General features: G+C 58.6%; 25 protein-coding genes and 1 pseudogene. 14 read left to right on the top strand and 12 right to left on the bottom strand.

Annotated features, from left to right (window positions below; genetic code table 11):
* Positions 1–230: 230 nt before the first annotated feature.
* On the bottom strand, positions 231–974 hold the full coding sequence (locus INT29_RS05530) for a TetR/AcrR family transcriptional regulator (protein WP_226841636.1): 744 nt from the start codon (positions 972–974) through the stop codon (positions 231–233).
* Between INT29_RS05530 and INT29_RS05525 the strand changes: the two genes are divergently transcribed.
* Positions 858–2,090 (top strand): FAD-dependent oxidoreductase, encoded by a 1,233-nt coding sequence (locus tag INT29_RS05525; RefSeq protein ID WP_193070977.1) that lies wholly within the window; start codon positions 858–860, stop codon positions 2,088–2,090. The genes INT29_RS05530 and INT29_RS05525 overlap by 117 nt on opposite strands.
* Positions 2,091–2,399: 309 nt before the next feature.
* Here the strand turns inward: INT29_RS05525 and INT29_RS05520 are convergent.
* Positions 2,400–3,278: pseudogene (locus INT29_RS05520) on the bottom strand (transposase); the annotation flags it as partial.
* 60 nt (positions 3,279–3,338) lie between these two features.
* On the opposite strand from INT29_RS05520, the gene INT29_RS05515 reads away from it, so the two are divergent.
* The 3 genes from INT29_RS05515 (at position 3,339) to INT29_RS05505 (ending at position 4,548) form a co-directional block, all read left to right on the top strand.
* Positions 3,339–3,518: a transposase gene (locus tag INT29_RS05515; protein WP_193070975.1), complete on the top strand. Its 180-nt coding sequence runs from the start codon at positions 3,339–3,341 to the stop codon at positions 3,516–3,518.
* 332 nt (positions 3,519–3,850) lie between these two features.
* Entirely contained in the window at positions 3,851–4,123 is a 273-nt protein-coding gene (locus tag INT29_RS05510; RefSeq protein WP_319020850.1) for an IS3 family transposase, read from the top strand.
* Between the two features lie 56 nt (positions 4,124–4,179).
* The gene (locus tag INT29_RS05505) at positions 4,180–4,548 is read left to right on the top strand and encodes an integrase core domain-containing protein (protein WP_193070973.1); all 369 of its coding nucleotides are present in this window, start codon (positions 4,180–4,182) and stop codon (positions 4,546–4,548) included.
* 550 nt (positions 4,549–5,098) lie between these two features.
* Here INT29_RS05505 and INT29_RS20595 read toward each other — a convergent pair.
* From INT29_RS20595 to INT29_RS05485, 4 genes are all read right to left on the bottom strand, one after another.
* The gene (locus INT29_RS20595) at positions 5,099–5,572 is read right to left on the bottom strand and encodes a DUF6653 family protein (RefSeq protein ID WP_193070972.1); all 474 of its coding nucleotides are present in this window, start codon (positions 5,570–5,572) and stop codon (positions 5,099–5,101) included.
* Positions 5,573–5,666: 94 nt separating this feature from the next.
* Positions 5,667–6,281 (bottom strand): SGNH/GDSL hydrolase family protein, encoded by a 615-nt coding sequence (locus INT29_RS05495; protein ID WP_193070971.1) that lies wholly within the window; start codon positions 6,279–6,281, stop codon positions 5,667–5,669.
* Positions 6,278–7,066 carry an N-acetyltransferase gene (locus INT29_RS05490; RefSeq protein ID WP_193070970.1) on the bottom strand — a complete coding sequence of 263 codons (789 nt, stop codon included), beginning with the start codon at positions 7,064–7,066 and terminating at the stop codon, positions 6,278–6,280. The genes INT29_RS05495 and INT29_RS05490 overlap by 4 nt, the downstream gene beginning before the upstream one ends.
* A 371-nt stretch (positions 7,067–7,437) precedes the next feature.
* On the bottom strand, positions 7,438–7,845 hold the full coding sequence (locus tag INT29_RS05485) for a YybH family protein (protein WP_193070969.1): 408 nt from the start codon (positions 7,843–7,845) through the stop codon (positions 7,438–7,440).
* Between INT29_RS05485 and INT29_RS20735 the strand changes: the two genes are divergently transcribed.
* Positions 7,783–8,253, top strand: coding sequence for a winged helix-turn-helix transcriptional regulator (locus tag INT29_RS20735; protein WP_413463157.1), 471 nt, complete (start codon positions 7,783–7,785; stop codon positions 8,251–8,253). The genes INT29_RS05485 and INT29_RS20735 overlap by 63 nt on opposite strands.
* A gap of 357 nt (positions 8,254–8,610) precedes the next feature.
* Here the strand turns inward: INT29_RS20735 and INT29_RS05475 are convergent, their stop codons facing one another.
* Complete coding sequence (locus tag INT29_RS05475; protein ID WP_193070968.1) at positions 8,611–9,000, bottom strand: GNAT family N-acetyltransferase; 390 nt, start codon at positions 8,998–9,000, stop codon at positions 8,611–8,613.
* Between the two features lie 797 nt (positions 9,001–9,797).
* Here INT29_RS05475 and INT29_RS05470 point away from each other — a divergent pair.
* From INT29_RS05470 to INT29_RS05455, 4 genes are all read left to right on the top strand, one after another.
* Entirely contained in the window at positions 9,798–10,949 is a 1,152-nt protein-coding gene (locus INT29_RS05470; protein WP_193070967.1) for an NAD(P)H-dependent oxidoreductase, read from the top strand.
* A 168-nt stretch (positions 10,950–11,117) separates the two neighbouring features.
* On the top strand, positions 11,118–11,870 hold the full coding sequence (locus INT29_RS05465) for an ABC transporter ATP-binding protein (RefSeq protein ID WP_193070966.1): 753 nt from the start codon (positions 11,118–11,120) through the stop codon (positions 11,868–11,870).
* Entirely contained in the window at positions 11,870–13,468 is a 1,599-nt protein-coding gene (locus INT29_RS05460) for a hypothetical protein (protein ID WP_193070965.1), read from the top strand. The genes INT29_RS05465 and INT29_RS05460 overlap by 1 nt, the downstream gene beginning before the upstream one ends.
* Positions 13,469–14,315: 847 nt before the next feature.
* On the top strand, positions 14,316–14,966 hold the full coding sequence (locus INT29_RS05455; protein WP_193070964.1) for a DUF1707 domain-containing protein: 651 nt from the start codon (positions 14,316–14,318) through the stop codon (positions 14,964–14,966).
* A gap of 30 nt (positions 14,967–14,996) precedes the next feature.
* Here the strand turns inward: INT29_RS05455 and INT29_RS05450 are convergent, their stop codons facing one another.
* Positions 14,997–15,248 (bottom strand): AMP-binding enzyme, encoded by a 252-nt coding sequence (locus tag INT29_RS05450; protein ID WP_319020849.1) that lies wholly within the window; start codon positions 15,246–15,248, stop codon positions 14,997–14,999.
* A gap of 198 nt (positions 15,249–15,446) precedes the next feature.
* Between INT29_RS05450 and INT29_RS05445 the strand changes: the two genes are divergently transcribed.
* Both INT29_RS05445 and INT29_RS05440 read left to right on the top strand, forming a co-directional pair.
* Positions 15,447–15,632, top strand: a complete 186-nt coding sequence (locus INT29_RS05445) for a hypothetical protein (RefSeq protein ID WP_193070962.1) — start codon at positions 15,447–15,449, stop codon at positions 15,630–15,632.
* Positions 15,625–16,341 carry a hemerythrin domain-containing protein gene (locus tag INT29_RS05440; protein WP_193070961.1) on the top strand — a complete coding sequence of 239 codons (717 nt, stop codon included), beginning with the start codon at positions 15,625–15,627 and terminating at the stop codon, positions 16,339–16,341. The genes INT29_RS05445 and INT29_RS05440 overlap by 8 nt, the downstream gene beginning before the upstream one ends.
* Positions 16,342–16,357: 16 nt before the next feature.
* On the opposite strand, the gene INT29_RS05435 is transcribed toward INT29_RS05440, so the two are convergent.
* From INT29_RS05435 to INT29_RS05420, 4 genes are all read right to left on the bottom strand, one after another.
* The gene (locus INT29_RS05435) at positions 16,358–17,221 is read right to left on the bottom strand and encodes a LysR family transcriptional regulator (protein ID WP_193070960.1); all 864 of its coding nucleotides are present in this window, start codon (positions 17,219–17,221) and stop codon (positions 16,358–16,360) included.
* Positions 17,222–17,282: 61 nt separating this feature from the next.
* A complete protein-coding gene (locus tag INT29_RS05430) occupies positions 17,283–17,465 on the bottom strand; it encodes a hypothetical protein (RefSeq protein ID WP_193070959.1) in 183 nt (60 codons plus the stop codon).
* 10 nt (positions 17,466–17,475) lie between these two features.
* The gene (locus INT29_RS20590) at positions 17,476–18,336 is read right to left on the bottom strand and encodes a M23 family metallopeptidase (RefSeq protein ID WP_193070958.1); all 861 of its coding nucleotides are present in this window, start codon (positions 18,334–18,336) and stop codon (positions 17,476–17,478) included.
* Positions 18,337–18,386: 50 nt separating this feature from the next.
* Positions 18,387–19,184, bottom strand: coding sequence for an alpha/beta fold hydrolase (locus INT29_RS05420; RefSeq protein WP_193070957.1), 798 nt, complete (start codon positions 19,182–19,184; stop codon positions 18,387–18,389).
* 260 nt (positions 19,185–19,444) lie between these two features.
* On the opposite strand from INT29_RS05420, the gene INT29_RS05415 reads away from it, so the two are divergent.
* The 3 genes from INT29_RS05415 (at position 19,445) to INT29_RS05405 (ending at position 22,701) form a co-directional block, all read left to right on the top strand.
* On the top strand, positions 19,445–20,461 hold the full coding sequence (locus INT29_RS05415) for a GNAT family N-acetyltransferase (RefSeq protein ID WP_193070956.1): 1,017 nt from the start codon (positions 19,445–19,447) through the stop codon (positions 20,459–20,461).
* 165 nt (positions 20,462–20,626) lie between these two features.
* The gene (locus INT29_RS05410; RefSeq protein ID WP_193070955.1) at positions 20,627–21,235 is read left to right on the top strand and encodes an NADPH-dependent FMN reductase; all 609 of its coding nucleotides are present in this window, start codon (positions 20,627–20,629) and stop codon (positions 21,233–21,235) included.
* Positions 21,232–22,701 (top strand): MFS transporter, encoded by a 1,470-nt coding sequence (locus INT29_RS05405; protein ID WP_193070954.1) that lies wholly within the window; start codon positions 21,232–21,234, stop codon positions 22,699–22,701. The genes INT29_RS05410 and INT29_RS05405 overlap by 4 nt, the downstream gene beginning before the upstream one ends.
* The last annotated feature ends 38 nt before the right edge of the window (positions 22,702–22,739 follow it).

Below are 22,739 nucleotides of genomic sequence, written 5' to 3'. Positions count from 1 at the left end.
GAAGTGCTTGATCTTCTACGGGCGGATATCGCTCTCGTGGGTGGCCCTGAGGTTACGAAACTCCGCAGTGGACTCTAAGAGTACTGCCGCCACCATTGCCGCTGGCACTTTGGGCATAGAGGTGAGAAGAAGAACCTACAAGAGTCAAGAGTACTGAAGCATAAGCGATGCGGAGGAGGGCCTGTATGAGGGAGTCCTCAGATTACTCTGGCACGTGACCGCATCGATTGTTAGTTAGTGAGAACTGCCCGCAGTGCAGGGCTTAGTTGCGTTGCAAGTTCCTGCGCCGAAAGCGAGGCCACCGGCTCGATCTTGAGCAGGTACCGGGTGAAGAACACGCCGCTGATGAGTGCCGCTGCGGCGGCTGCCCGGCGACTGGCATGCGGTCCGCCGATGTAGTCGGTGAGGCGCCTGATCATCTCGGTCTGCAGATATTCCCGGATGACCTGCGAGGAAGCGGGTGTGGAAATCGCATCGCTGAGCAGCCGCTCTAAACCGAGTTGGTAATCCGGTCGGTCCCACAGCGCCAGAATCGTATGGAGCAGTGCTTCGGGCAGCTGGTCAGGTCGGGCATTGCGGACTACTGCATCAAACCCTTGGGCGGGGGTGAACACCAGCTCGGTGACAGCTTTGAACAGGCCTTCCTTGGAGCCGTAGTAGTAGCTGACCAGCGCGTGGTCGACGTCAGCTTGCCGAGCGATCGATCGTAGTGATGTCTTGATGTAGCCGTCAGTCTCGAAGCGTGTGTGGGCGGCGTCCAAGATGCGCTGTTTGGCACCTGAGGGCTGGGATGGGCGCCCGCGAAGTTTATTCACCACAGTTGAAATACTCGCATAGATTGTGGCTGAGTGGTAGCCATGATTGATCACATACTTAGCTTCCATCAACAGGACACCGCCGAAACTACTGTGGACTGCATCGTTGTTGGCGGCGGACCCGCTGGAATGATGACCGGGTTGCTCCTGGCTCGTCATGGTGTCCGCGTGACCGTGCTAGAAAAGCACGCAGACTTCTTGCGAGACTTTCGCGGCGACACGATCCACCCCTCGACTATGAGAGTCATGGATCAACTTGGGATCATCGACCGCTTTCTCACGATTCCGCACCGCCGCATGTCCACGGTTGCGGTGTCAACGCCGGACGGTGAGACGGTGTTTGCTGACTTCTCCCGGCTCCCGGAGCCGTACAATTATGTCGCGTTCATGCCGCAATGGGACTTCCTCGACTTCCTGGCTCAAGAAGCCCAGGCGTTTCCATCGTTGGAACTGCTCCGCGACGCGCAGGTCACCGACCTGCTCTTCGACGGGAACAGAGTCGACGGTGTCCGGTACAAGACCCCGGTAGGTGAGAAGACGCTTTCAGCCCGCTTGGTGATTGGTGCCGATGGACGACATTCGACTGTTCGCGCCCACACGGGACTGGCTCGGACGGAGAGCAACGCTCCGATGGATGTGCTGTGGTTCAGGGTCAGCCGCCAACCCGACGATAAGGTGCCGTTCGTCAGTACGGGCCAGGGCTTCACTATCGTTGCGGTCGACCGCGGCTCCTACTGGCAAATCGCGTACTGTATCCCTAAGGGCGACTATGCTGAACTCCACTCGCAAGACATCGACGTCGTGGCTGAGCGGCTAAACGATGCGCTTCCGGTCATTGGAGTACGATTTCGTTGTGAGATCGCTTCGTGGGACGACTTGAACTTGCTGACCGTCTCGGTCAACCGTCTGAAAAGGTGGCACCGTCCTGGGTTGCTCTGCCTCGGTGATGCGGCCCACGCGATGTCGCCAGCAGGCGGCGTCGGCATCAACCTCGCGATCCAGGATGCCATTGCCACCTCGCGGATCCTCGGACCAGTGCTCGCCCGAGGCGAGACACCCGCAGACAAACTATTGGGCAGAGTTCAACGACGACGCCAATGGCCCGCGCGGATCGTCCAAGCGGGCCAAGTGCGAATCCTCGCCGATTTGTACCCCAAGAGCATTGACGCAGAGTACAAGACACCCCGTGCGGCGAAGGTCATCCGCAAGTCGGTTTTCCTTCAGAAAACCGTCGCACGGATTATCGGGATCGGCCTCCGCCCCGAAAGCCTTTGACAGCTTGTGCACCTCCTATGCAGCTGAACCTGGCCGGAATGGGTCAGGCTTCGATGTCACTCGAGCCGCGGAAGGCGCTAAGCAGTCTGTGCGTCGGCGCGTTGCGGTGGAGTAATCCACCGGTCACATGTCGCAAGTCCGTGTACTAAATCATCGCCATGTTGCAGCAGAACGGGCCGTCCAGATTCTCGGAGGTAGGAGGTCGGGGGGTGCCCCTATATTTATTCATAGGCCCTATACGGGGTCTGGTCGCTGGTCCTGGTATGGCTGATTTGCCCTGTCATTGATGATCCGAATCTTCTATATCAGTCAATGCGCCTCGGGACTGGTCTCGGTGCTGGCATGAAGGGCGTTGAGTGCTCGGTATAAGTGACGAGCGAGATAGTGCTGGAGGCACCGACGAATCTCTCGCGGAGTCTTGCCCTCCGTCGTTCGCCGGTCAACGTACTCCTGGGTGCCGGGATCGTGGGCCATCCTGACTACGACGGCCATATGCAGTGCACTATTGAGACGACGATCGCCACCACGGTTGAGCCGATGTCTGACAGTGTTTCCCGACGACGCTGGGATGGGATTGACTCCGGCAAGGGCGGCGAACGCAGCCTCGGAACGCACTCGCCCCGGATGCGACCAGACGGTGTAGACGACTGCAGCATTGACCGGTCCGATCCCGGTCTCTTCCAATAGCGCGGCAGCGGGCGTGGCCTTGAGTATTTCAATGATGCGAACATGGTTGTCTTTGAGCTCGATATTGAGAGTCGTGATGCGTTTAGCCAAACGGGTGGCTTCGATTCGCGCCGTCGAGGCCGACAGCTCCTCACGACGCGTACGCCAGTGTGCCACCGTCGTGATTTGGTCGAGCGTGAGTGCGTGACGAGCGTCGATATCGAGGTCGACGCTGCGTAAGAGAGCGATGAGCGCGTTGACTTTCGCAGTGCGTTCGTCGGTCATCTGTTCTCTGGCCGCGAGCAGGACACGCAGACTCGCTCGTGCTCCTTGATCATGGCGTGGGATTCGCAACTTTGCTCGGTCAAGCGGCAGGCTGGCTGCTGCAATGGCAGCGGCATCCAGCGGATCGGATTTACCGGCCCCCGGCCGTGCCGGTGCATAGGCCGCAACTCTGGGTGCTTCGATGACCTCGTATCCGTCTCGTGCGACGGTACCGGCCAGCAGCGCTCCATAGCCTCCTGAATCGCCCCGGGGATAATAGAGGCAGGGAGATTGGAAGAAGGAGATTCTCTCTTGCCAGTGAAATACACTGACGAACTCAAGGCTCGTGCCGTCGAGCTCGTCATCCATGCCCAGGCCGATCCGGACACCGCGAATGGAGCGATCACCCGCGTCGCGAACGAACTCGGTCTGAGCAAAGAAACCCCGCGAGTCTGGGTACGCAAGCACAAAGACTCCGGCAAAGCCACCCCCGGTTGAGTCGGTCGACCTGGAAGCGGAAAACCGTCGGCTGCGGGCTGAGTTGGCCGAAGCGAAGCGGGCCAACGAGATTCTGAAGAGAGCGTCCTTAGACTCAAACCGTGAATGCAACACCCCGTCAGCCAGGAGGCGAACATGGCCAAGATTGGACGACCAGGCCTACCCGAAGAAGAACGCCGCAGAGTCTGGGAGCTGTGGAAAGACGGTCACTCTTTCAGCCACATTTCACGCAGCGTCAAAGTACCGCCGGGATCAGGCGCTGATGGTGATGATCCAGGATGTCTATGAGGCGAACTATTCCTGTTACGGGGTGGTCGAAGATGTGGTAGGCGATCAACCGCGAGTACGCCGACCAGTTCGGACCTGTTGCTCGGTGCACGGTGGAGCGTTTGATGCGGCAGTTGGGCATCGACGGGGTGCGGAGGAAGCGAAAGCGTCTGAAGACTGCTTCGGCCAGGGCTGAAGAGGGTCCGGACGATCTCGTCGAACGCGAGTTCACAGCACCTGGCCCGAACTGCGTTTGGGTCGCCGATATTACGTATGTCCCCACCGCGGTTGGGTGGGTGTACACGACGTTCATCCTTGACGTGTTCCACCGCAGATAGTGGGCTGGCAGGTGACGAACCATATGCGAGAGTCGCTGGCCAGGGACGCTCTGGCAATGGCTCTGTCAGCAAAGTACCGAGCCGGCGAAGACGTGTCTGGGCTTGTCCGTCATAGCGATCGCGGGGTTCAATTCCGTTCAATCCGCTATGGCGAGACCTTGGCGGAGTCGGCGATCGTCGCGTCGGTAGGCTCCCGTGGGGACTCGTACGATAACGCTATCGCCGAGGTGCTGAACTCGGTCTACAACGCGGAGTTGATTGACCGGAAGGTGTGGTCGGGGTTTATCGAAGTGATGGCGGAGACGTCAAAGTGGGTGGCCTGGTACAACCAGACCCGACTGCACTCAGCGATAGGGTACCGCCGGCCCATCGATGTTCATTCGGAATGGAGCAACCAGTCTGCGACCGAACCCTCGGCTGCTTAGGAAACCAAGAAAAGGAGCCTCTACGAAACCCGGGGCGATTCAACCGGAAACGGGCCGAGGGCAAACGCCACAACGCGGCGGTGATGTGTCTGGCTGGTCGCCGGTTAAACGTGCTCTTCGCGATGGTTAAGCATGGGGTCTTCTACGAGACAAAGACCCCGGCTGCTGCCTGACAATGTATGTAACGGGTAAGTCCCAGCCCTCGCGCACAGTAAACGAGGAGCCCCTCACCGGAACTTGCATGAGGTCTGGTGAGGGGCTAGTTCGTGCTCGCGGACACCGCGGCCCGGGGGGAGCGCGGGGACGGGGCTGAGTTGAGGCAGACTGTGCCTGAATTGGCGCACCGAATCCATTCCAACGAGACGATTCTCGCTCGTATTGCCCGCAGAATGGCGCGTCGCGGAACTTTGAGCTCAAGGCAGGGTTTTTAAGCGACCCGATGCTTGATGATAGTGGTGAAGACGGACTCGACTTGAATTGCAGTAGTCGGATGAAAACGAACCGACATGGTGGCTTGTGATGATAGCTGCAGATCGCTATGAGTCGAGCGTTATGTGGTCGAGCGACCGGCCTCTTCAATCGTGGCGTAGAAGTCGGTCATGAGCTTCCAGAATACGAGAGTCAGTGACATTTGAACGACAACGGCCGGAACGGTCTGACCAACTGATTTCCGCCAGGCGCCAGCGATCGAGACAGCCATCGCTGCAGTGGAAACAGCGTTGACGGTCGAAGCTCTGTCAAAGCGGAGTCGCTCACTCCAAAGTTCTTCACCCAACATAGCTCGAGTCGCCCACGCACGCTCATCGCGCGGGCTTCGGAACACGATTGGATTCAGCACCATCCATGCAGCGACTGCCGCGCCCACCCACGGGCTGCGTTTCCAAAACGGCAGAACAACGAGAGGGACAGAAGCCCACCGTGACCACGCGCTGAGCGGATTCGAGTGCCGTGCGAAAATCCAGCGTTTGAGCTGGGCAAAATCGGTACACACGGTTGCACCCGGCCGATTTGTACGGTCCTTCATTGTTTATCCTCAGTCCTGAATACTGATCTTCTCGCTGTTAGCGAGAATTTGATGGTGGTGGACCCGCGGACCACGATCAGACGCGGAACGGCCGTCAAAGTGACCCCAGCCGAAGAGTATGCAACGTGGTGTCTGCTATGTGTCGATGTCCGACAGCATTGGGGTGGGTGCTGTCGTCCATCCAGGCAGTTGGAACCTCAGTGCCGAAACGTTGACGCCAGTGCTGGTCGTGGTCGACGAGGATGGCACCTTCGACTGTGGCAATGGTGCGGATCACTTCGGCATATGTGGTGAGCCATTGGCGTCGTTGCGCCGGGGCATCCGGCATAACAAGGGCCGGGGTATGGAGGACGACCGTCGAGCTGAGTCTGTTGCCCTGTCGCACGATCTCGGTGAGTTGACTATGAAAGCTGGTGAGTCCGGACTCACCTTCCAGAGCATCGTTCGTACCGAGAGATACGTTGAGCACCTGTGGTTTGAAGCGGCCGACGAGATATTCGAAATCAGCGTTGATGTCGTGGGCTGTCCAGGCAGAGACACCAGAGTTAATCACTATGTCCCGCACTCGACCGAGCTCCCAGCGAATCTGCTCGCTGACCAGTTCTACCCAGGAACGAGAGCCATGTGTGTGATAGACCCCTTGAGTGATGCTGTCGCCGGTGAATACCCAAGTCGCTCGGGAAGGGAGGTCGAAATCGAGCCCTTTCATGGCTTGAGAACCTCAGGCCGCGGATCGTCGGTGGGAACAAATCGATCTAGTGTGTCGTGACTGACCCAGATGTTGGGTTCGACGTACGTTGCAATGTCGTACTCAACGTCGCAGTTTACTGGAGTCAAAGCGTGCGGCACGTGGACCGGGCCCGAGGCATCGAATGGCAGGCTCGTCCATTCTCGCCATTCGCTGATTGTCCCGGTGACGACCATGGATCGTCGCGCCACAGCTTCAATGGTTCCCCCGGCGCGAACGTGTGTTCGTAGCCATGGGTCGAGAGGCAGTCCATCGTCACGAGTTCGCAGGGCGTATGTCTGCATGTCCTCAAGCGGATCCTTTTTGCCGTTGGGGCGAACTGGAGCGAGGAGCTGGGAGAAACCGAGTCGTCGGGCATTGGCGCGCGCAGCCGCAAGGACTTGGGTGGAGATTCCTCTGCCTTGCGCGTCTGATCGAACTGCGATCTCCAGCGCAGAAATGGCGTTGGGTGTACTCCCGGTCAGCAAACAGTGTAAACCTCGACGAATCACTCCGTCCCAGCCGTCTGCAGGGAGTTCGCCGCTGGAGTGTAGTTGAAAGGGTATGGAGTGAGCTTTGGCAATGATTGTGCCGTGGTCATCCAATGCAAGCAGAGTGTAATCGGCGAGCTGGAGCAGGACGTCGGAGTTGTAATACAGCTCTCCAAACGGATCCTGGCGGATGAACTCTGGCCAGGTGTTCTCCATATTCAACAGCTCATGGAGCAACTCGGGGCGAGACTTGAGTCTTACGAATCTCAGTTCCATGCTTCCACCTTAGTGTGCAAGAGTATTTTTCGCAGTAATATTCTAGAAAATAATATAACAGGGTGGTTTTGAGCGTGCTGGAGGGTTTCCTGTCGAGGTAGGTTGTTCGATCATGTTGAAGACGGTGTATCGAGGCGATGGACCAGGTATCACAGTCGAAGGCTGGGGGATGACCCCGATGCAGGATGGCGAGAAGGGGCTGTGCCGACGAGCTTCATCCGAGACCGCCATTTTGAGTTCCTGGTCGAGAGTCACAACAGCTGGGCTCACTTCTGAGCAGGCTTACCGGCTGACGAAACTGATCTTCTCGAGAGAATAGGAGGAATGTCAGCACACTTTTCGCCGGTGTGGTTATCGTGGGAATCGGTGGTTCACGCTGTGCCGAACGGGTTGTCGATGAGGTACCGCCAGAATCCGTCATCTCCGCGACGGGCGACATCGGTGGCCGTGCCGCGGATATTAATCAACTCTCCTTTCGATGTGGTTCCCGAGATCGACCAGTCGACAATGAGGAGGGCTATGTCGCCCGCTGCATACAAGTGGCGCAGCTGCAGTTCAAGGGGCAGTCCAAGTGCTTGAAACGATGCGTTCGCGGAGAATCGGTCCTGGCCGAAATGTGGAGTGCCGGGGGACGAGACAAATGTGCTGGATTCCTCGTACATGAGTTCAATCTTCTGAGGATCCCCACTGTTGAAGGCACGGGCAAAGGCTGCGGGATGATCGGCAGCTGTGGTAGCAAGCGATACGTGGGAGGTATCGATGAAATGGTGTTCAGTCATAGGAACAGTCAAGAGGGTCGCGCTGTGACTAACCAAACGGAGAGTGACGGCGGATGGGATAACGAGCTCGTACCTGAATTGATCGGGCGCAGCGCTCAACCTCACCACGAATGCCCGGTCGAAGTGGCACTTGAGGCCGTCAAAGGACGATGGACCACGCTTGTTCTGCGAGATCTGATGCATGGCGACAGAACGTATGGCGCTCTATCACAGGGATTGCCAAAACTGAGTGATAAAGTCCTCGTCGATGTTCTAGCCCACCTGCGCAAGAATGGTCTGGTCTGCCGGACCATAGTGCGGGGCTTTCCGAACCGAACGCTCTATGGATTGACGGCGGACGGATGGAAACTTCGTCCGCTGCTAGTCGAGCTCTATCGAACAGGTGAACGTTTGAGGCAGTGCTCTTGAGACGGATTGTGCGACCTTGGGAGGCCGGCAACGGTGGCCCAGTTGGAAAAACTGCCTTCGCTGAATTGCGATGTCTGTTCCCTAGAAAATAGTCAGGTCTCGTCGGTGCATATCGCTTGCCGCCAGGAGTCGTATCGTGTGCTTTTCAAAAGGTTCGTCCGGTACTGTGGGGTCTTTGTGGCGGTAGCAGTCAATGGCTTCTACGCATGGCTGGTCATTCGTCCGCTGATTTGCAACGCACGGGCGCTGAACGGACGTTGTTGAAACGGCGTCCGAATCGTGTTCGACTTGCAGAATTGCGACCGCATCATGGTGGTGACGCATCGTTCAGCGTTGGACAGTCGAAACCGGTGTCCTTCACTGCCGGTTGTACCGGCTCAGCCACAGTCCAGGTAGCGTCTCATTGTCGCCGAGGTGTGAAAAGCCGAGTGATTCATAAAGTCGGCGCGCTGGTTTGTTATCGCGTCCAGTCGACACATCGATCGGCACTGAGCCCAGGGAAAGAATGAGTCGGCGGGCCAATCCACGGCGGTGCCAATGCGGTGCAACAAACAGGCGATCCACTTCGAGCGAGGATCCGATGTCAGAATAGGCGATCGCCGCAACGATCGCAGATTTCGTCAATGCGACGTGCCATGTCAGGCCCGCAGCAATGAGCAACTGCGCGGACTCGCGAAGTTGAGGAATGCGGTTGTCGCCAATAATTGCTGCTTCAATGGCAAAAGCCTGTCGCTGGATGTAGATCAAATGGTCCGATACCTCGACAACTTCTCGGGGTCGAAGGTGGGCGATGTTTGCGTCATTACGCGGGCCACTCATCGTTTTGTGTTAGCGTCCGTGGCGATCTCGGAGCCCGGGAAGTGGGCGCCGGACGACTGGCGATAAATGGCCCCAGAGCACACCGGTGGTGATGGCACCCTTGATGCCGAACGACGATCCGAAGCTCATATCTTCGAGGAGCGAGTCAAGAAGAGTGCCGTAGGCAAGTCCGGCGAGCAAGTGTGAGATCCAGGGAGTGATTGACGAGGGAGGGGGCATTGCTTTTTCCTGTCGCGGTTGTCCATTCTGCTTCACCACATCGCGCGGGGTGCGGTATTGACCATTGTTGCCACGGGCACCGTTGTTTTTGGCTCTAATGTCCCGACTGCATAGGGCTGAAGGTAGCTGAGTTCAAGGTTCATGCGTATCATGACAACTAGGTTGTCAGAAGTTTGATATTTAGTTCAATCACAGTTGGTGTCACAACACACCACGTGTTGCCCTCCTGAATGGCGGTGGCGCCCGGCTTCGCTGGCGAAGGCGGAGCGGCACATGAGTTCTGGTGAGCTCTTGCGTGAGTGGGCGGCGTGGTACATGTTAGTGTAAAGTACAACTAGTACTTTCTGGTATATGAGAGGTACTCCATGAAGCACATCGACGTTATTGTTGGTTACGTTCGCAAGTATTGTGAGGGGAGTCTCTCACCTGCCTGGGTGCATGAGTATGGTCGCAAGCACTCGCCTACCGGTGTCCTTTTCGACCTGGTTGACCTGTAGGAATCCTTCTTGCGTGTTCTCGACGAGGCTGGTCCCATTGCGTGGTGGGTGTATCAGAACGACCGCACGCAGCATCGGGCGGAGACGATCGCGGCTCATGACGGCGATGTCGTCGTCATCGCTGGGTGCAATCACAGCGTTCCTTGGCCACTGAAGTATGCGATCGGCCGCCTGTATGGCGGATGGGCAAATGAATCTGCTGGGTTGGTCGAACACTATGTAGACCGAGGAGCTCGAGCGGTTGAAGAGATTCGCTCAATTTTCGCCGAGCTCGGTTTGGCAGATGTTCGCGAGCAGGTAGTTCTTTCAACATCCGCTGATTTCGACCATGTGGGGTCTGGCAATGCCCGTCCAGCAGCTACCGACGCGTTCTCCCCTGGAATTCGGCATGTGGACGATACCTCTGGATCTCCGAACTTCAATCGCTGTGTGGGCGGAACCTGTCGCCGCGGTTTGTGTTTCGACTTCAGTATGAACGACGCTCCTGTCAGCGAACGGAACATAGATTCGTCTTTGGCAGCCATTCTGTCCGGCGCGCTACCTCTAACCTTGGTGCTGTCCAGCTTGAGAATGGCCACGGCTAGTTTCGTTGCTGAGCCCCGTATCGCTGGACACGCCGAAACATGGGTCGTGCAGGGTCATCTCCTGATGCTGACGACGCATGTCCCTGTCAGCAGTGTGCCGGGTGAGGACGGGATGGACTACATCGGAGTGGTTGCCCGCTCAGCTGGTTCAGCGGCTGTGGTTCTGGCTCCGATCTGGCAATTGCTCATTGTGGGCAGCATAATGGGCGGAGCTCGGGTAACAGCAGTCATTCTTGTTGGTGTCGCACTGTTCGCTGCAACACTCGAGGGCGTAGACCACAATCGTAGGTATGTGGCGTTCGGAGCGGCCACGGTCACCGGCCTTGCAGTCGTGATCAGGGCGTCGGGCGGGCTCGTCGAAGCACTCGGTTGGCGGGGTGCTGTTGTGATCTTCGCCGCGGGCGGACTGGTGTTGATCATCAGTTACTTCCTGTTGGCGAGGCTAACATTCTACGAGTCTTTGCGGTTAGTTTGGTCGTGGCGTTGTTTGGCTCAGTCGTGGTCGAGTTCCTCACCCTACGAACCAGCGGCCTGGGTCTTTCGAGACCGTGCTCCAATATTTCCGTCATCGACATGAATTGCCGGATTGAGCATGCTGTCCCTAAGGCTTAGATGACTGTTTCGGCCGTGGCAGTTCATAACCGACAACGGACGCGGTCATCCTGGTCCGACACGACTGGACTGCGCACCACCAATCTGTGCCGGTGCGCGTAACCGAAACAATTGCGATTTGCAGAGAGATGTTATGAACTCATTCACCAATCCGGCTATCCAGCTTCGCGGACTTACCAAGAGGTTTGGAGACATCACAGCCGTCGATTCCATTGACCTGACTGTAGAAGCTGGCAACTTCTTTGGCATCGTCGGGCCAAACGGGGCCGGAAAGTCCACTACCCTGGCGATGATCGCTGGCCTGTCGGCTCCTACAACCGGCACAGTCAGCCTCGCGGGCTACGACATGATCCGAGATCGGGAGCGAGCTCTTGGCGCCCTCGGCATCATGATGGAGGGACTGTCGTTACCCGAGCGTCTGACAGGGGCGGAGCTGCTCGAATACACGGCCGGGTTACGCGGCATGGACGCGAAGTGGCGGGATCGGTCGGATGATCTGCTGACGGTTCTTCAACTCAACCGCGCACCGAATACGCTCATCGTCGATTACTCTACCGGCATGCGGAAAAAGATCGGTCTTGCAGTCGCACTGCTGCACCGCCCGCCTGTACTCGTACTTGATGAGCCGTTCGAAGCGATTGATCCGGTTTCCGCTCATTCGATCGAAGCGCTACTTCGCCAATACGTCAACCGGGGCGGAACAGTGTTGCTCTCCAGCCATAACATGGATGTCATCGAGCGCACATGTACGCGTGTCGCTCTCCTGAGCCGCGGCCGAATCTTGGTCGACGGAACAGTTCCCGAGGTAGCTGCCGGCAAGACTCTCAACGAGGCTTTCGTTGACTTCATCGGTGTGGCTCCTCAGCGCGAGCTGGACTGGTTGTGATGGGAATGTGGCACCGCTTTGCTTCGCTGAAACTCCGCATCCTTCGGCACGGCCCTCACGGTGACCGAGCTTTCGGGCTCATCACCGGCTTGGTCGTGGCCGCTGCCGTGGTGACATCAGCGGCTCTCGTCAGCACCGGCACACTTGACGACAGCTGGCTGACCGCAGCTGTCAGTATTCTCGGATTCATGTGGCTACTCGGACCGATTCTGCTACCTGGCGCAGTCCCAGTGCTCAATCCACAGTGGTTTCGGACGTTGCCGACCCCTCCGTTTTCAATCGCTGCTGCCCTGTCTCCCAGCGAGCTGTTGAGTGTAGGAACAGTTGTCACCGCTGCTTCACTGAGCAGCTTCGTTGTCGTCGTCTCGGGGCACGACGGCAGCACAATCATTGTGGCTTTTGTGGCTGCCATGACGCAGCTGTTCTTCTTAGTATGGTTGGGTCGCAGCGCTGGTGCCCTGGTCGCGTTTATGCTGAGGACCCGTATCGGCGGGTGGGTCGCAGCATTCCAAATGTCCGCTCTTCTGGCAGTATCCTTTGCCGGGTGGGTTCCGGTCGCCGCACTCCTGATACCAGATCTGGGAATCGGTCACATGGAAGCCCACACGGGTTCAGTCTGGACCGAGTTGCCGGATCAGCTGGAACGGGCCCTGCTGATTGCGCCGACTGGCTGGGGACTTGCAGCCGTCCATGTCGCAATGACTTCGGGTCCCCTGGCATTGGTGATACTGCCGCTAAGCGGTCTCCTGGTGCTCGGCCTCTTGCTGTGGACCGTGTGGATGATGCTGACCGCAGCGGTTTTGAGACAGCCCCCTGCCCAGGTCGGCAGCCGGATCACCGTGCGAACTGGACGGGCACGATCTCTTCGGCGCTACGGGGACGGGCAGCGTCCAGACCCGATGACCGCAGTTGCCAAGCGTGAACTGAAGACTTGGTTGCGCGACCCCCAGCGGTCGCTCGAGTTGCGCCACGCTTGGATGACACCGTTGCTCATGATGTTGCTTGTCGCTCCGACTGCGTGGTCCTGGAGCTTACCGTTTATCGGTGTCGCTGCGGCTGTTTTCGCGGCAATGGTCGCCATCAACACCTACGCACTCGACGGCACAGCAATCTGGCAGCTGTTGACGACTCCAGGCGCTGTGCGCGCTGACGTGCGTGGGCGGCAGCTTACCTGGATGCTGATGTTCGGGCTCCCAATAATGGTTGTCACCATAATACTCTGCCTGTTTACATATTCGTCTCTGGCATTTGTCGCGATGGGCGCTGCCCTTGCTGCGGTTGGGGCGGCCAGCGCCTGCGCGCCCCTGCTCAGCGCACTCATGCCAGCCATCGGCCGCGATGCTCGTGAACGTATATCGACCGGACAAAATGCTGGAAACCCGGCAGGGGGGCAGATGATGTCTTTCACTTTCGTTCTTTTTGCTTCGACGCTTCCGGGAATTCTGGCGGCGGTGTTGAAACTAGGGGACGGCTGGGCCGCCCACCTCGGCTTTGGCCTCGCCATCCTGATGATCAGCAATGCTGCAGCCGGGCCGCTGACGGTTAGACGTCTGACTATTACTGGACCCGAGCTGTTGGTCTCAATGAGGTCCGTGTGAACACACGATTCATATCAGTTGGTACTGTCGCCAGCATCTGGCCGGCCTCTGCGTACTTGCTCGGAGGTCCGCGATCGTCCGTAGCGAACAATGTTTCTGGCAACGTCTGCGAAGATGATCGAAGTCCTTGCCGACACCAACGTTGTTGTCGGTTTCGCTTATCAACATCAGAATCACGACATGAAGCGGTAAAACTTTGCGAAATCGTGTGCTTTGTGTTTTGCCGAAAGGCGAATCGAACCTTAGTCACATCATTTCACGGTCCGCGACACGGCCTATTGGCCTGCTCGATCTACCGGCCAAATGCCCACTGCCCAAGGCACAACGGCCCGATTGCCAATATTAAGCCAAGATGTTCCTCCGCATGCAAATATCGTGGGTTTGGCGCGATGAATTGGTCTCCTGGATCGGGGACCTGGTTCATGCGATTCAGAAAACTAGGCGCTGAGTTCGCGATGTGCCTGATCCAACGTAGGGGCGAACGGTGGCAGTTCTCGATGCCGATTCTCCGCGGATGTCCGATCAACTCAAGGGTCGCGAACATCCCAGCCGTGCTTTTGTCGTTGCTTGGGTTGTTGATGTTTGTATGCGCGGTTCCGCAGAAGACGATAGTCCACAACAGTGAGGCGTCGTCAGATATCGCGCATTCGCTGGTTTCTCAAATGTGTTTGTGGAACGTTCGGGAATGTGCCCGGGCTGGGGCGCCTCTGGCCTTTTGGTTCCGACATCGCGCTGAATGTGCGGCGTGCCGTCCCGGCGAAGAGTCGATGCGTGGAGTCCCGCTGGTATGGGACGCCAGCGACGGTGGAACTGGAACCGTCGAGACTGCAGCGGACGGGAGATGAGAATGCCTGAAGACAATGGCCGCCACGACCACGCCGTTCGTATCGGCGATGCCGAACGAGATGCGGCGATCGAGGTCTTGAGGACCGCAGCCGGCGAGGGAAGGATAACTGTCGAGGAACTCGACGACCGTATCGAAGTCGTTGCGGTTGCGCGATTTGCAGTAGACCTGGATCACGTCCTCGCGGATATCGTCACCACCCTGCCATCGGATCATTTGGGCATGTTAGTCCGCGGAGCCCCGGATGGTGCACGTTCTGAGGCACGCCCCGGTGAGTCACCCGGCAACCGGGAGATCCTGCGTCCGCGCTGGACTGGCCTCACAAAGGATGGCCGCTGGTCGGTGAGACCGTATCTGCGGTGCGAGCCAGCGGGAGTGCTCCTCGAACTCAACTTTCTCGAGGTAGTCACCGACCTCGAGATCATCGACATCGACGTTTCGGCCCGCACCGGCACACTCAAAATCATCATCCCCGATAGCTGGGGAGTCGACTCGACCGGGCTCGTTCGAGGCCCAATCGCCGTCATCAGGTTCAGAGCAAATGAGTCCGCGCAGGAGGGGAACCCCACCATTCGTGTCCACGGCAACATCGGATCGGGAGTCTTCATCGTTCGGGGCCCGAGCTTCCGCCAGCGATACAGGATGAAAAGATGATTGCTGTTTGATGTCAATGCGGGTGCCCGGTCAGGCGGTAGCTACCTCGCTGGGTTGGCTGTGTTTGAGCAGAATGTCCGAGTCGCTGCGCGGAAGCTCCCCAGTGGTGATGACCGCTTGGGTGTGCTTGTAACACACGAGTTTGTCGGCTTTGTGGTTGCGCAGTCCTGAGACGTCGAAATCCTCACCATCCATAGTCGTGACGGAGGCGACGACCTGTTCTTCCCACTGCGGGTCCGGATTCGCCACGACCGCGACATCGGCGACACACTCGTGGGTGATGCTGTCGGCAGTAAAGAATCAGGTTGGCAGAGGTGAAAATTGATCCAGACTTGGTCGCGTCATCTGAAGATAGTCCTTGCATGTCTGGCCTCGATTGCTGCAGGTCAAGTTCGGCTCATCCTTGCACCTATTCATCGATTCTGGCGTTAGGTGGAGTCGAATATTTCGGTTGGACGGCCCGAGAGAGCAGGAGTCATCATGGAAGCTCCAGATCTCAAGGAGGAGCGGTACGAGATGAACACATTCGACAAATGCATTGTGAGAGACGTGCGGTGGATATGCGTATCCGGAATGTCCACGAAACAGGGGCCGCAGTTCGGCAACACGACTAACACCACGCTGACGATGGTCGTGCCGGCCGGGTCGAGGATCAGTCATGAGTGAAATGGCCGTGAAGCGGTCGCCGGATGCAGCCAGGCCCGCCGACACTTTGACGATGACCCTGTTCCACGCTGCGCTACGCAGAGATCTGGAACGAGCCCGCTTTCTGCTGGAGAACCCGCACTGGCTGAGCCCGAGGCGCGCACGTTGCCTCGGTCGGATGCTGCTGTGGAATATGGGTGAGTTGCGCCGACACCATGAGGGAGAAGACCACTATCTGTGGCCCCTGCTCCTCGAACGCTCACCGGAAAGTTCTGATCTGCTCGATGCTATGGAGAATGAGCACCAGGCAATCGATGAACCGCTTGCGGACCTTGAGGCTTCTGCCCGCGGGCTCGTCGCTGCACGCTACGGGCCGCAGCAGGTTCTTTCTACCCTCGACGTGTTGGAAGGACCATTGCGGGCGCACCTCGAGCACGAGGAAGCCGACGGGATGGACATTGCGACTCGTGTGCTAAGCCACCAAGAATGGAAGGAGTTCGAACAGCGTGCATGGGTTGCAGGCTATACGGCCCTCGAAGCGCTCCGGTTCCTTGCGTGGATATGCGACGGGGTCGATTGGAGCCCTTCGGTGTTGCGGCGGACTCGCCTGCCCGTTCCCTTTTGGCGAGTACTGGCCGGGCCGCTTTCGTCTATTGCAGCGGTTCCGGGTGCAAGCGTCTGGGCAGGCACTCCGGCCGCGCGGATCAGGAGCCGGGTGACCCCGCGATGAGGAGTCTCGACTCCGTTCAATGGCCTTCAATTCCTTCGATAAGCCGGGTGACGAGAAGTTCTGCAGCAGGGGCGTGAAAGTCGGGACGGGTGACTAGACCGACATCGACGTTGAGCTCGATGCCGTGTTCATCCACGAGTGTTGCCCCCCGACCTTGTGCGAATGAGCTCGGGACGATGAGCCAACCCAAGCCCCGAGCGTGCAACTCCTCGGCGATTGCAGGCGTCGCAACCTGGGCGGCGATGCTCAGTGAGATTCCAACCCGCCGAGCCTCCGCCTCCAGTGCCTGTCGGACGCCTACCCCGCCATCGAGGATGATCAGGCGAGCCTCATGCAGGCTCGAAAAGGGAGTTGCGGACATCCCGTTCTGTCGTGGCGAGTCATCAACAACGATAAGTGAGTCGTGCAGCAGTCGTTCCCATCGCAGGTATGCGGTGCCGAACCGGACCACCAGAGCGATGTCCAAAGAACCGTCTGCGACGGCACGTTCGAGGGCATCGCTCGCTTGTGAAGTGATGACGAGATCAATGTTGGGGAAGTCACTGGCGAAATCTGCCAGGATTTTACCCAGTCTAGGAATTGCGGCCCCGGCGATGACGCCGAAGCGTATTCGTCCATGGCGAATTCCTGCCATATCGTCAATTACCTGGTGTACCGCGTCCAGAGACGCCAGGGCAGTCCGAGCTGCAGGCAGGACGGCGGCCCCCACCGGAGACAGGCTCACCCTCCGCGTGCTCCGCAGGAAAAGTCTCTGACCCAGCAGTGTCTCGAGTTCCTTGATGCGCGAACTGATCGTCGATTGTGCCGTACCGACTCTATCGGCGGCAGCACTGAACGACTCCTCCTCGGCGACCAGAACGAAGGCTTCGAGTTTGGACATGTCCATGTCGACTTACCCGTCGTGAAATGAAGGCGACCTCTTGGCGTGCCTTAGGTCTGCGCTACTTGACCGAGTCATGTGTTCCTTCACCAGTTTCGGAGTATTGGCTGCGGTCCAGTCCGTCGGACTGCTTTTTGATGTTCTTATTCCGATAATCGAAGGCGGCCCATAGCAGGGAGCCGCGATCCGGCCGGAGGCTGCCGCCGGCGATCTCGTCTCTGAGCTGGAGATCTGGAATACTCACTCTTCGTGAGTCACGAGGAATCGGCTGTGATCATGAGCTGGCCGTTGGCCGGGATGACATGCGTGTCCGTTTCGACCAGGTCGGTGTCTTCATCTGTGGGTAAGATTTCGGCGTGCCGGAATCCCATGGGAAGTCCGTGAGCCAGCCAGAGGGACTGGCGGTCCATGAGCTGGGCATGGACATGAGGTTCCGTGCTGTTACCCGAATTGCCGCAGTCCGCGATGAGGTCTCCAGCTTTGACCCGATCGCCCACCTGAACTCGAAGAGATCTTCTGCGTATGTGGGCAACGACAGCGAACGTCCCGTCGTCTGCACGGATCGTGACGTGGTTGCCGAAGATCCAGTGTGGGCCGCCCATAGTTCGTACGGTCTGCTCGATGGCGAGGTAGACGTGTGAGAGACGACTTGTCCGGCTGCGGTGGTCCCACTGCCAATCGCTTGCATTGACGACGACGCCGTCGACCATGGCGAGTACGGGGCGCCCCTGACCGGGGAACTGATCCGCTGGGAGCATGCCCGTCGTCGTGGGGTAATCTGCGGCGACCTGACTCTCCTCGGGCCACGCGACCAGGTCGATGGCGTGTGACTGGCCGTACATGCGCACTCCGTGACTGGGAATCTTCGTCGCGGGGCTGTTCGCCGCGAGCCATCGGCCTCGGACGGGTGGGTGCAGAAGATGAAGCTGAGTAGGACGGTGAGGACGACCGAAGGCGCACACTGCCAGAAAGATCGCCGCCAGCGTCAGTGCAGCATACGACGCGGCGGACAGTGCCGTCAGCAACGATTGCGGGGTCGGAAGAAATGATGCTACGGCTGTGATCAGCATAATGGCGATCACTGCGTGGGCGAGGATGATTCGAACTCTGTACATCCACTCCCGCAGTGCGGTCACGGAAGACACAGGGCTGTTGTCGACGCTCATCATATCGACACAGCTTCGGTCAGGAGGTCCCCGATGGTGGTACCCAGAAGAGTGGGGTCTTCGATGTGTGCAAGGTGCCCTTGCCCGGGTAGGACGGTGATCGGTGCCCGTGGGATGCGCTCCGATACCCGGTCGAAGGCGGGTCCATATGGTTCGACCGCATGCGATCGTTCGCCGACGATCAAAGCGGCAGCCACGTTCTCCCATTCGGTGTTGGGCGTGAAATCGTTGAGAGCGACAAGTTCTGCGGCGAGGGGCCTGGCCAGTTCTCGCAGGTGGGACCAATCGGACTGTTCCTTCATGGCTTCGACAAGCTCGGGTTCCAGCCCGCTGATGTCGCGGTTGATGATGACCACCCGTTCATCGAGATCGGCCTCTGCCACAGTGGACACGACGTTTTCGGCGAATGGAGGAAGCACGGGGTCGTAGGCGACCACTGATTCAGCGCGCGTGTCCTGGGCGGCAGTTTCGAGTGTGATCGTCCCGCCGAGGCTCCACCCCACGAGGTGTACCGGCTGTTCAATATGATCGATCCATGCCCGCAGGTCACTGACCTCGGTGTGCAGGTTGTAGCCTGCCCCCTGTGCGCTGCTTTGTCTCCGACCTCGTCGATCGAGGATCAACACGGGTCCCGCGTAGTTCATCGCCCGCACTGCCGCAATGAAATCGTGGGAATCGGCCATTGCTCCTGGCACGACGATGACCGGAGGCCCGGAACCTTCTCGCCGCACCGCGTGCAGTTGTGTGCCGTCGCGCTCAATGAGCACTGATTCGAAGTGGTGGTTCGAGGTTGTCATATTTGGTCCTCATCTGAAACGGCGGCGTCGTTGAGCCGAAATCGTGTACCGGTGTCGTCGTCGAATTGCCCGAACGACATGTGTGCGGCACAGAAAGTGTATAGTACAGAATGTACTTTACACTAAATGAGCTCGACAGCGTGGTCGTCAATGTTGCTGTCCTGCGGTGCTGTCTCCGCTGCGCATGAGCAGTGATGCCGGCGATGGAAGGCGAGAGGGGCAATGGCTGACACGTCTGTGCCGAGCGGAATGGAGATGACGTGCCTGCACTCGAAGAGCTGGAAACCGAAGCAATCATCCATGCGCCACTTGCAGAGGTCTGGGAGTTGGTCGGCGATCCTCGTCGACTTGCCGACTGGAGCCTACAGGTCGTTTCATCGGAATTCTGCGACGGTGCGGACACCGCATCGATTGGCGTCCGCTTCGTCAATCACAATCATGACCGCGGGATGACGTGGTCAACATCTGCGGAGATCGTGCGGTTCGTGCCCCTCCGCGAAATGGCATTTCGTGTTGACGAAAACTGGTTGGTGTGGTCATTCACTCTGGAGCCGATGGGTGCGGAGCAGACTCGCGTGGTCCACCGTCGCGAGTCACCGCACGGAATATCCGATTGGGCTTATGCCATGACTGAAAAGTACATGGGTGGAACAGCTGCATTCACACGCAGCATGAGGGACGGAATGGACCAGACTCTCCTGCGGATCAAGAAGGCCTCGGAGCGGGACGGGCGTCCGAGTGCCTCGTCCCGTGCGAACGGGATCCGTCGGCTCCACACATCTCGCCTGGTTCTCGATGTGCCTGACCGTGAAGATGCCGCGGAGATATTCGCCATCGTCGGGGATCACCGCGCTGTTGCGCACAATCCATCGGACTACGTCAGTGATCTTCAGGAGGCGACCGAGCTCATCGATAGGTGGCTTCGCCACTGGGCGGCTTACGAATACGGGTACTGGTGCGTGCGGGAGATTCGAACGCGGCGAATTTTAGGCTACTGCGGGACGAAGAGAATGCATATCAACGGCATGCCGGCTCGCAACCTGATAGCTCGGTTTCATCCGGACGCATGGGGGTCGGGGTATGCGACCGAGGCAGTCAAGGCGGCGCTTGAGCGTGCTGGTGCTCATGCCGAGGACGGGCCCGTTGTCGCCCGAGTGCGACCAGAGAACCTGGCCTCGCGAAACGTGGCACTCAAGCTGGGCCTCCGGCGTGATCCGGACATGGATGTGTGCGGGCCCGACGGGATCGAAGAAGTCTTCACTGACCGTCTGACGTGACCCTCGCTGCCCGGGTCAGTGAAGCTCGTTTGGGTGGGAATCTGCATTTCCACATAGATGCTCACTGTCTTCGCGATTGTGGACGAGGGGGCTTGTGGCGAAGGAGATCGACCACTAAGGTATGTAAAGTACAACAGTTACTTTACATACGGAGGTTTGGCAGTCATGACTCGCATTGCAATCATCGTCGGCAGTACGCGCGTACACCGCCGTGGCCGCATGGTGGCGGACTGGGTATACGAACACGGACGAGCGAAAGCACCGAAAGCAGTGCACTTCGACATCGTCGATCTGGTCGACTTCGCACTTCCGGTCCTCGACGAGCCTGCACCTGCAGCGTGGGGTGTGTACGAGCATGCCTATTCGCGGCAGTGGGCAGAGACCATCAATTCCTACGACGGGTACGTCTTCGTCCTGTCTGAGTACAACCACGGCGTACCGGGTCCGTTGAAGAATGCTATCGACTATTTGTACAACGAATGGACCAACAAGTCGGCCGGATTCGTCAGTTATGGAATACATGGCGGCGTTCGTGCAGTCGAGCAGATGCGCATGATTGCCGGTGAACTGGGGCTTGCCGATGTGGGGGACCAGGTCGTGCTGTCGACGTTTACGGACTTCGACTACACCGGCTGGGATGATTCCGACCCCACGGCGACAGGAACATTCGCTCCGGCGCAACGACAGCTGGCCGACCTGTCTGCCACTCTGCATTCGGTGGTGACATGGGCTGAGGCGATGGCCGCCGTACGTCAGAAACTCTCAGCTGCATGAACACGCGAACATCTCCCTGGGCCGTACCAGTCATTCTACTCGGCGCAGTTCTCCTGCCGTTAGCGATGTCCGGGGCCAGTGTTGCAGTGCCAGCAATCGGCGATGACCTCGAGTCCGCAGGACCTGCGGCGTCGTGGGTAGTCACCGGGTACTTCCTCGCGGCTTCGTCGCTCATGCTGGTCACAGGTTCCCTGGGAGACAACCTAGGACGGCGACGAACGTATCGCTTCGGCATCGTCATCTACATCCTCGGCGCGGTCTGTGCCGCTTTCGCCCCGAACATCTCCATACTCCTCACGGGGAGAGTACTGAGCGGGGTTGGCGCCGCAGCAGTGATGGCAGGCGGTGCGGCAACTGCTGCAGCGGCATTCACCGGTCCTGCGAGAAGTCGAATGTTCGCCGCGATCGGGACAGCAGCCGCAGTGGGACTTGCGACGGGCCCTGTCATATCGGGAGGACTGGTCGAAGCGCTCGGATGGCGGGGAGCATTCATGGCGTTCGCTCTGGCAGGGCTGGCCGTGTTCGGCGGATCCTTCGCCTTGCCGGAGTCATATGGGGACGATTCGGTGCGAATCGATTGGATCGGTACCGCGCTGGTCGTCGCTGGTCTCTGCTCCTTTATGCTCGCGATAGCGGGGGCACCCAGTCGCGGCTGGATAAACCCGATCACGCTAGGCGCCGGCATGATTGCTCTTGTATGCTTCGCGGTGCTGCGTTTTCATGTTCGCAAGGTTGCTTCGCCCATCATCGACTTCTCGCTTCTGCGCAACCCGAACTTTTCGGGCTGGTTGATCGCATTGGCGACAGTGTCGTTCGGCTATGCCGGACTGCTCGCCCACTTGCCCAGTTACCTGTACAGCGTCTTCTCGTATTCTCCTTCGCAGTCGGGGCTGATGCTGCTGACTCCGGTAGTTCCCATGGTGTTGCTTCCGATGATGGTGGGGCAACTGAGCACCAAAGTGCCGGCGCGACTGATGATCGGTCCAGGCCTGCTCGCCATCGCTGCCGGCAATGCGTGGCTCGGGTACGCAGTGTCCTCCGATTCTTCAGCACCAGATCTGATCCTTCCGCTGGTGCTTATAGGACTTGGTCTGGGTATTGCCACAGGCATCGTGGATGCGCAGGCCATGAATCACGTCGAGCCGGAGAAGCACGGGCAGGCAGCCGGCTTGGTGAACACGGTTCGAGGAGCTTCGACAACGCTTATTATGGCCCTATTCGGCTCTGCGATCGTGGGACTCATCGGTTTGGAAGCCGGTGATCAGCAACTGGCGGGCAGGCTAGCGACGGGTGCCGACATCGGTGGCGATACGGCTCTCACGAGTGCAATAAACTTCGGCTGGGCTTTCGCACAGTGGGGACTTGCGGCGGTCTGTGCATCGGGTGCAGTCGTGGTTATGGTCCTTCTGGGTCGTCCGACGCGCAGGCGTTTTGAGAGTCTGCCGAGAGCGAGTAAAGTAAATTGATTGCTTTACAGTATCAGAAGCCCAATATTCGAGATGAA

The sequence above is a fragment of the Brevibacterium sp. FME37 genome (genome assembly GCF_014897485.1).
Taxonomy (GTDB): Bacteria; Actinomycetota; Actinomycetes; order Actinomycetales; family Brevibacteriaceae; genus Brevibacterium.
Note: the sequence above shows the minus strand (reverse complement) of the source record. Positions and strands in the feature narration are given on the sequence as shown.

Coding starts and splice junctions, on each gene's coding strand:
- INT29_RS05435 (WP_193070960.1), bottom strand. CDS start 17,221: ATGTCCAAACTCGAAGCCTTCGTTCTGGTCGCCGAGGAGGAGTCGTTC.
- INT29_RS05485 (WP_193070969.1), bottom strand. CDS start 7,845: ATGACTGAACACCATTTCATCGATACCTCCCACGTATCGCTTGCTACC.
- INT29_RS05445 (WP_193070962.1), top strand. CDS start 15,447: ATGGAAGCTCCAGATCTCAAGGAGGAGCGGTACGAGATGAACACATTC.
- INT29_RS05405 (WP_193070954.1), top strand. CDS start 21,232: ATGAACACGCGAACATCTCCCTGGGCCGTACCAGTCATTCTACTCGGC.
- INT29_RS20595 (WP_193070972.1), bottom strand. CDS start 5,572: ATGAAGGACCGTACAAATCGGCCGGGTGCAACCGTGTGTACCGATTTT.
- INT29_RS20590 (WP_193070958.1), bottom strand. CDS start 18,336: ATGTACAGAGTTCGAATCATCCTCGCCCACGCAGTGATCGCCATTATG.
- INT29_RS05455 (WP_193070964.1), top strand. CDS start 14,316: ATGCCTGAAGACAATGGCCGCCACGACCACGCCGTTCGTATCGGCGAT.
- INT29_RS05530 (WP_226841636.1), bottom strand. CDS start 974: ATGACGAGCCAGGAGCAACCCGGTCATCATTCCAGCGGGTCCGCCGCC.
- INT29_RS05420 (WP_193070957.1), bottom strand. CDS start 19,184: ATGACAACCTCGAACCACCACTTCGAATCAGTGCTCATTGAGCGCGAC.
- INT29_RS05460 (WP_193070965.1), top strand. CDS start 11,870: ATGGGAATGTGGCACCGCTTTGCTTCGCTGAAACTCCGCATCCTTCGG.
- INT29_RS05525 (WP_193070977.1), top strand. CDS start 858: ATGATTGATCACATACTTAGCTTCCATCAACAGGACACCGCCGAAACT.
- INT29_RS05490 (WP_193070970.1), bottom strand. CDS start 7,066: ATGGAACTGAGATTCGTAAGACTCAAGTCTCGCCCCGAGTTGCTCCAT.
- INT29_RS05505 (WP_193070973.1), top strand. CDS start 4,180: ATGGCTCTGTCAGCAAAGTACCGAGCCGGCGAAGACGTGTCTGGGCTT.
- INT29_RS05440 (WP_193070961.1), top strand. CDS start 15,625: ATGAGTGAAATGGCCGTGAAGCGGTCGCCGGATGCAGCCAGGCCCGCC.
- INT29_RS05410 (WP_193070955.1), top strand. CDS start 20,627: ATGACTCGCATTGCAATCATCGTCGGCAGTACGCGCGTACACCGCCGT.
- INT29_RS05495 (WP_193070971.1), bottom strand. CDS start 6,281: ATGAAAGGGCTCGATTTCGACCTCCCTTCCCGAGCGACTTGGGTATTC.
- INT29_RS05465 (WP_193070966.1), top strand. CDS start 11,118: ATGAACTCATTCACCAATCCGGCTATCCAGCTTCGCGGACTTACCAAG.
- INT29_RS20735 (WP_413463157.1), top strand. CDS start 7,783: ATGATCGGCAGCTGTGGTAGCAAGCGATACGTGGGAGGTATCGATGAA.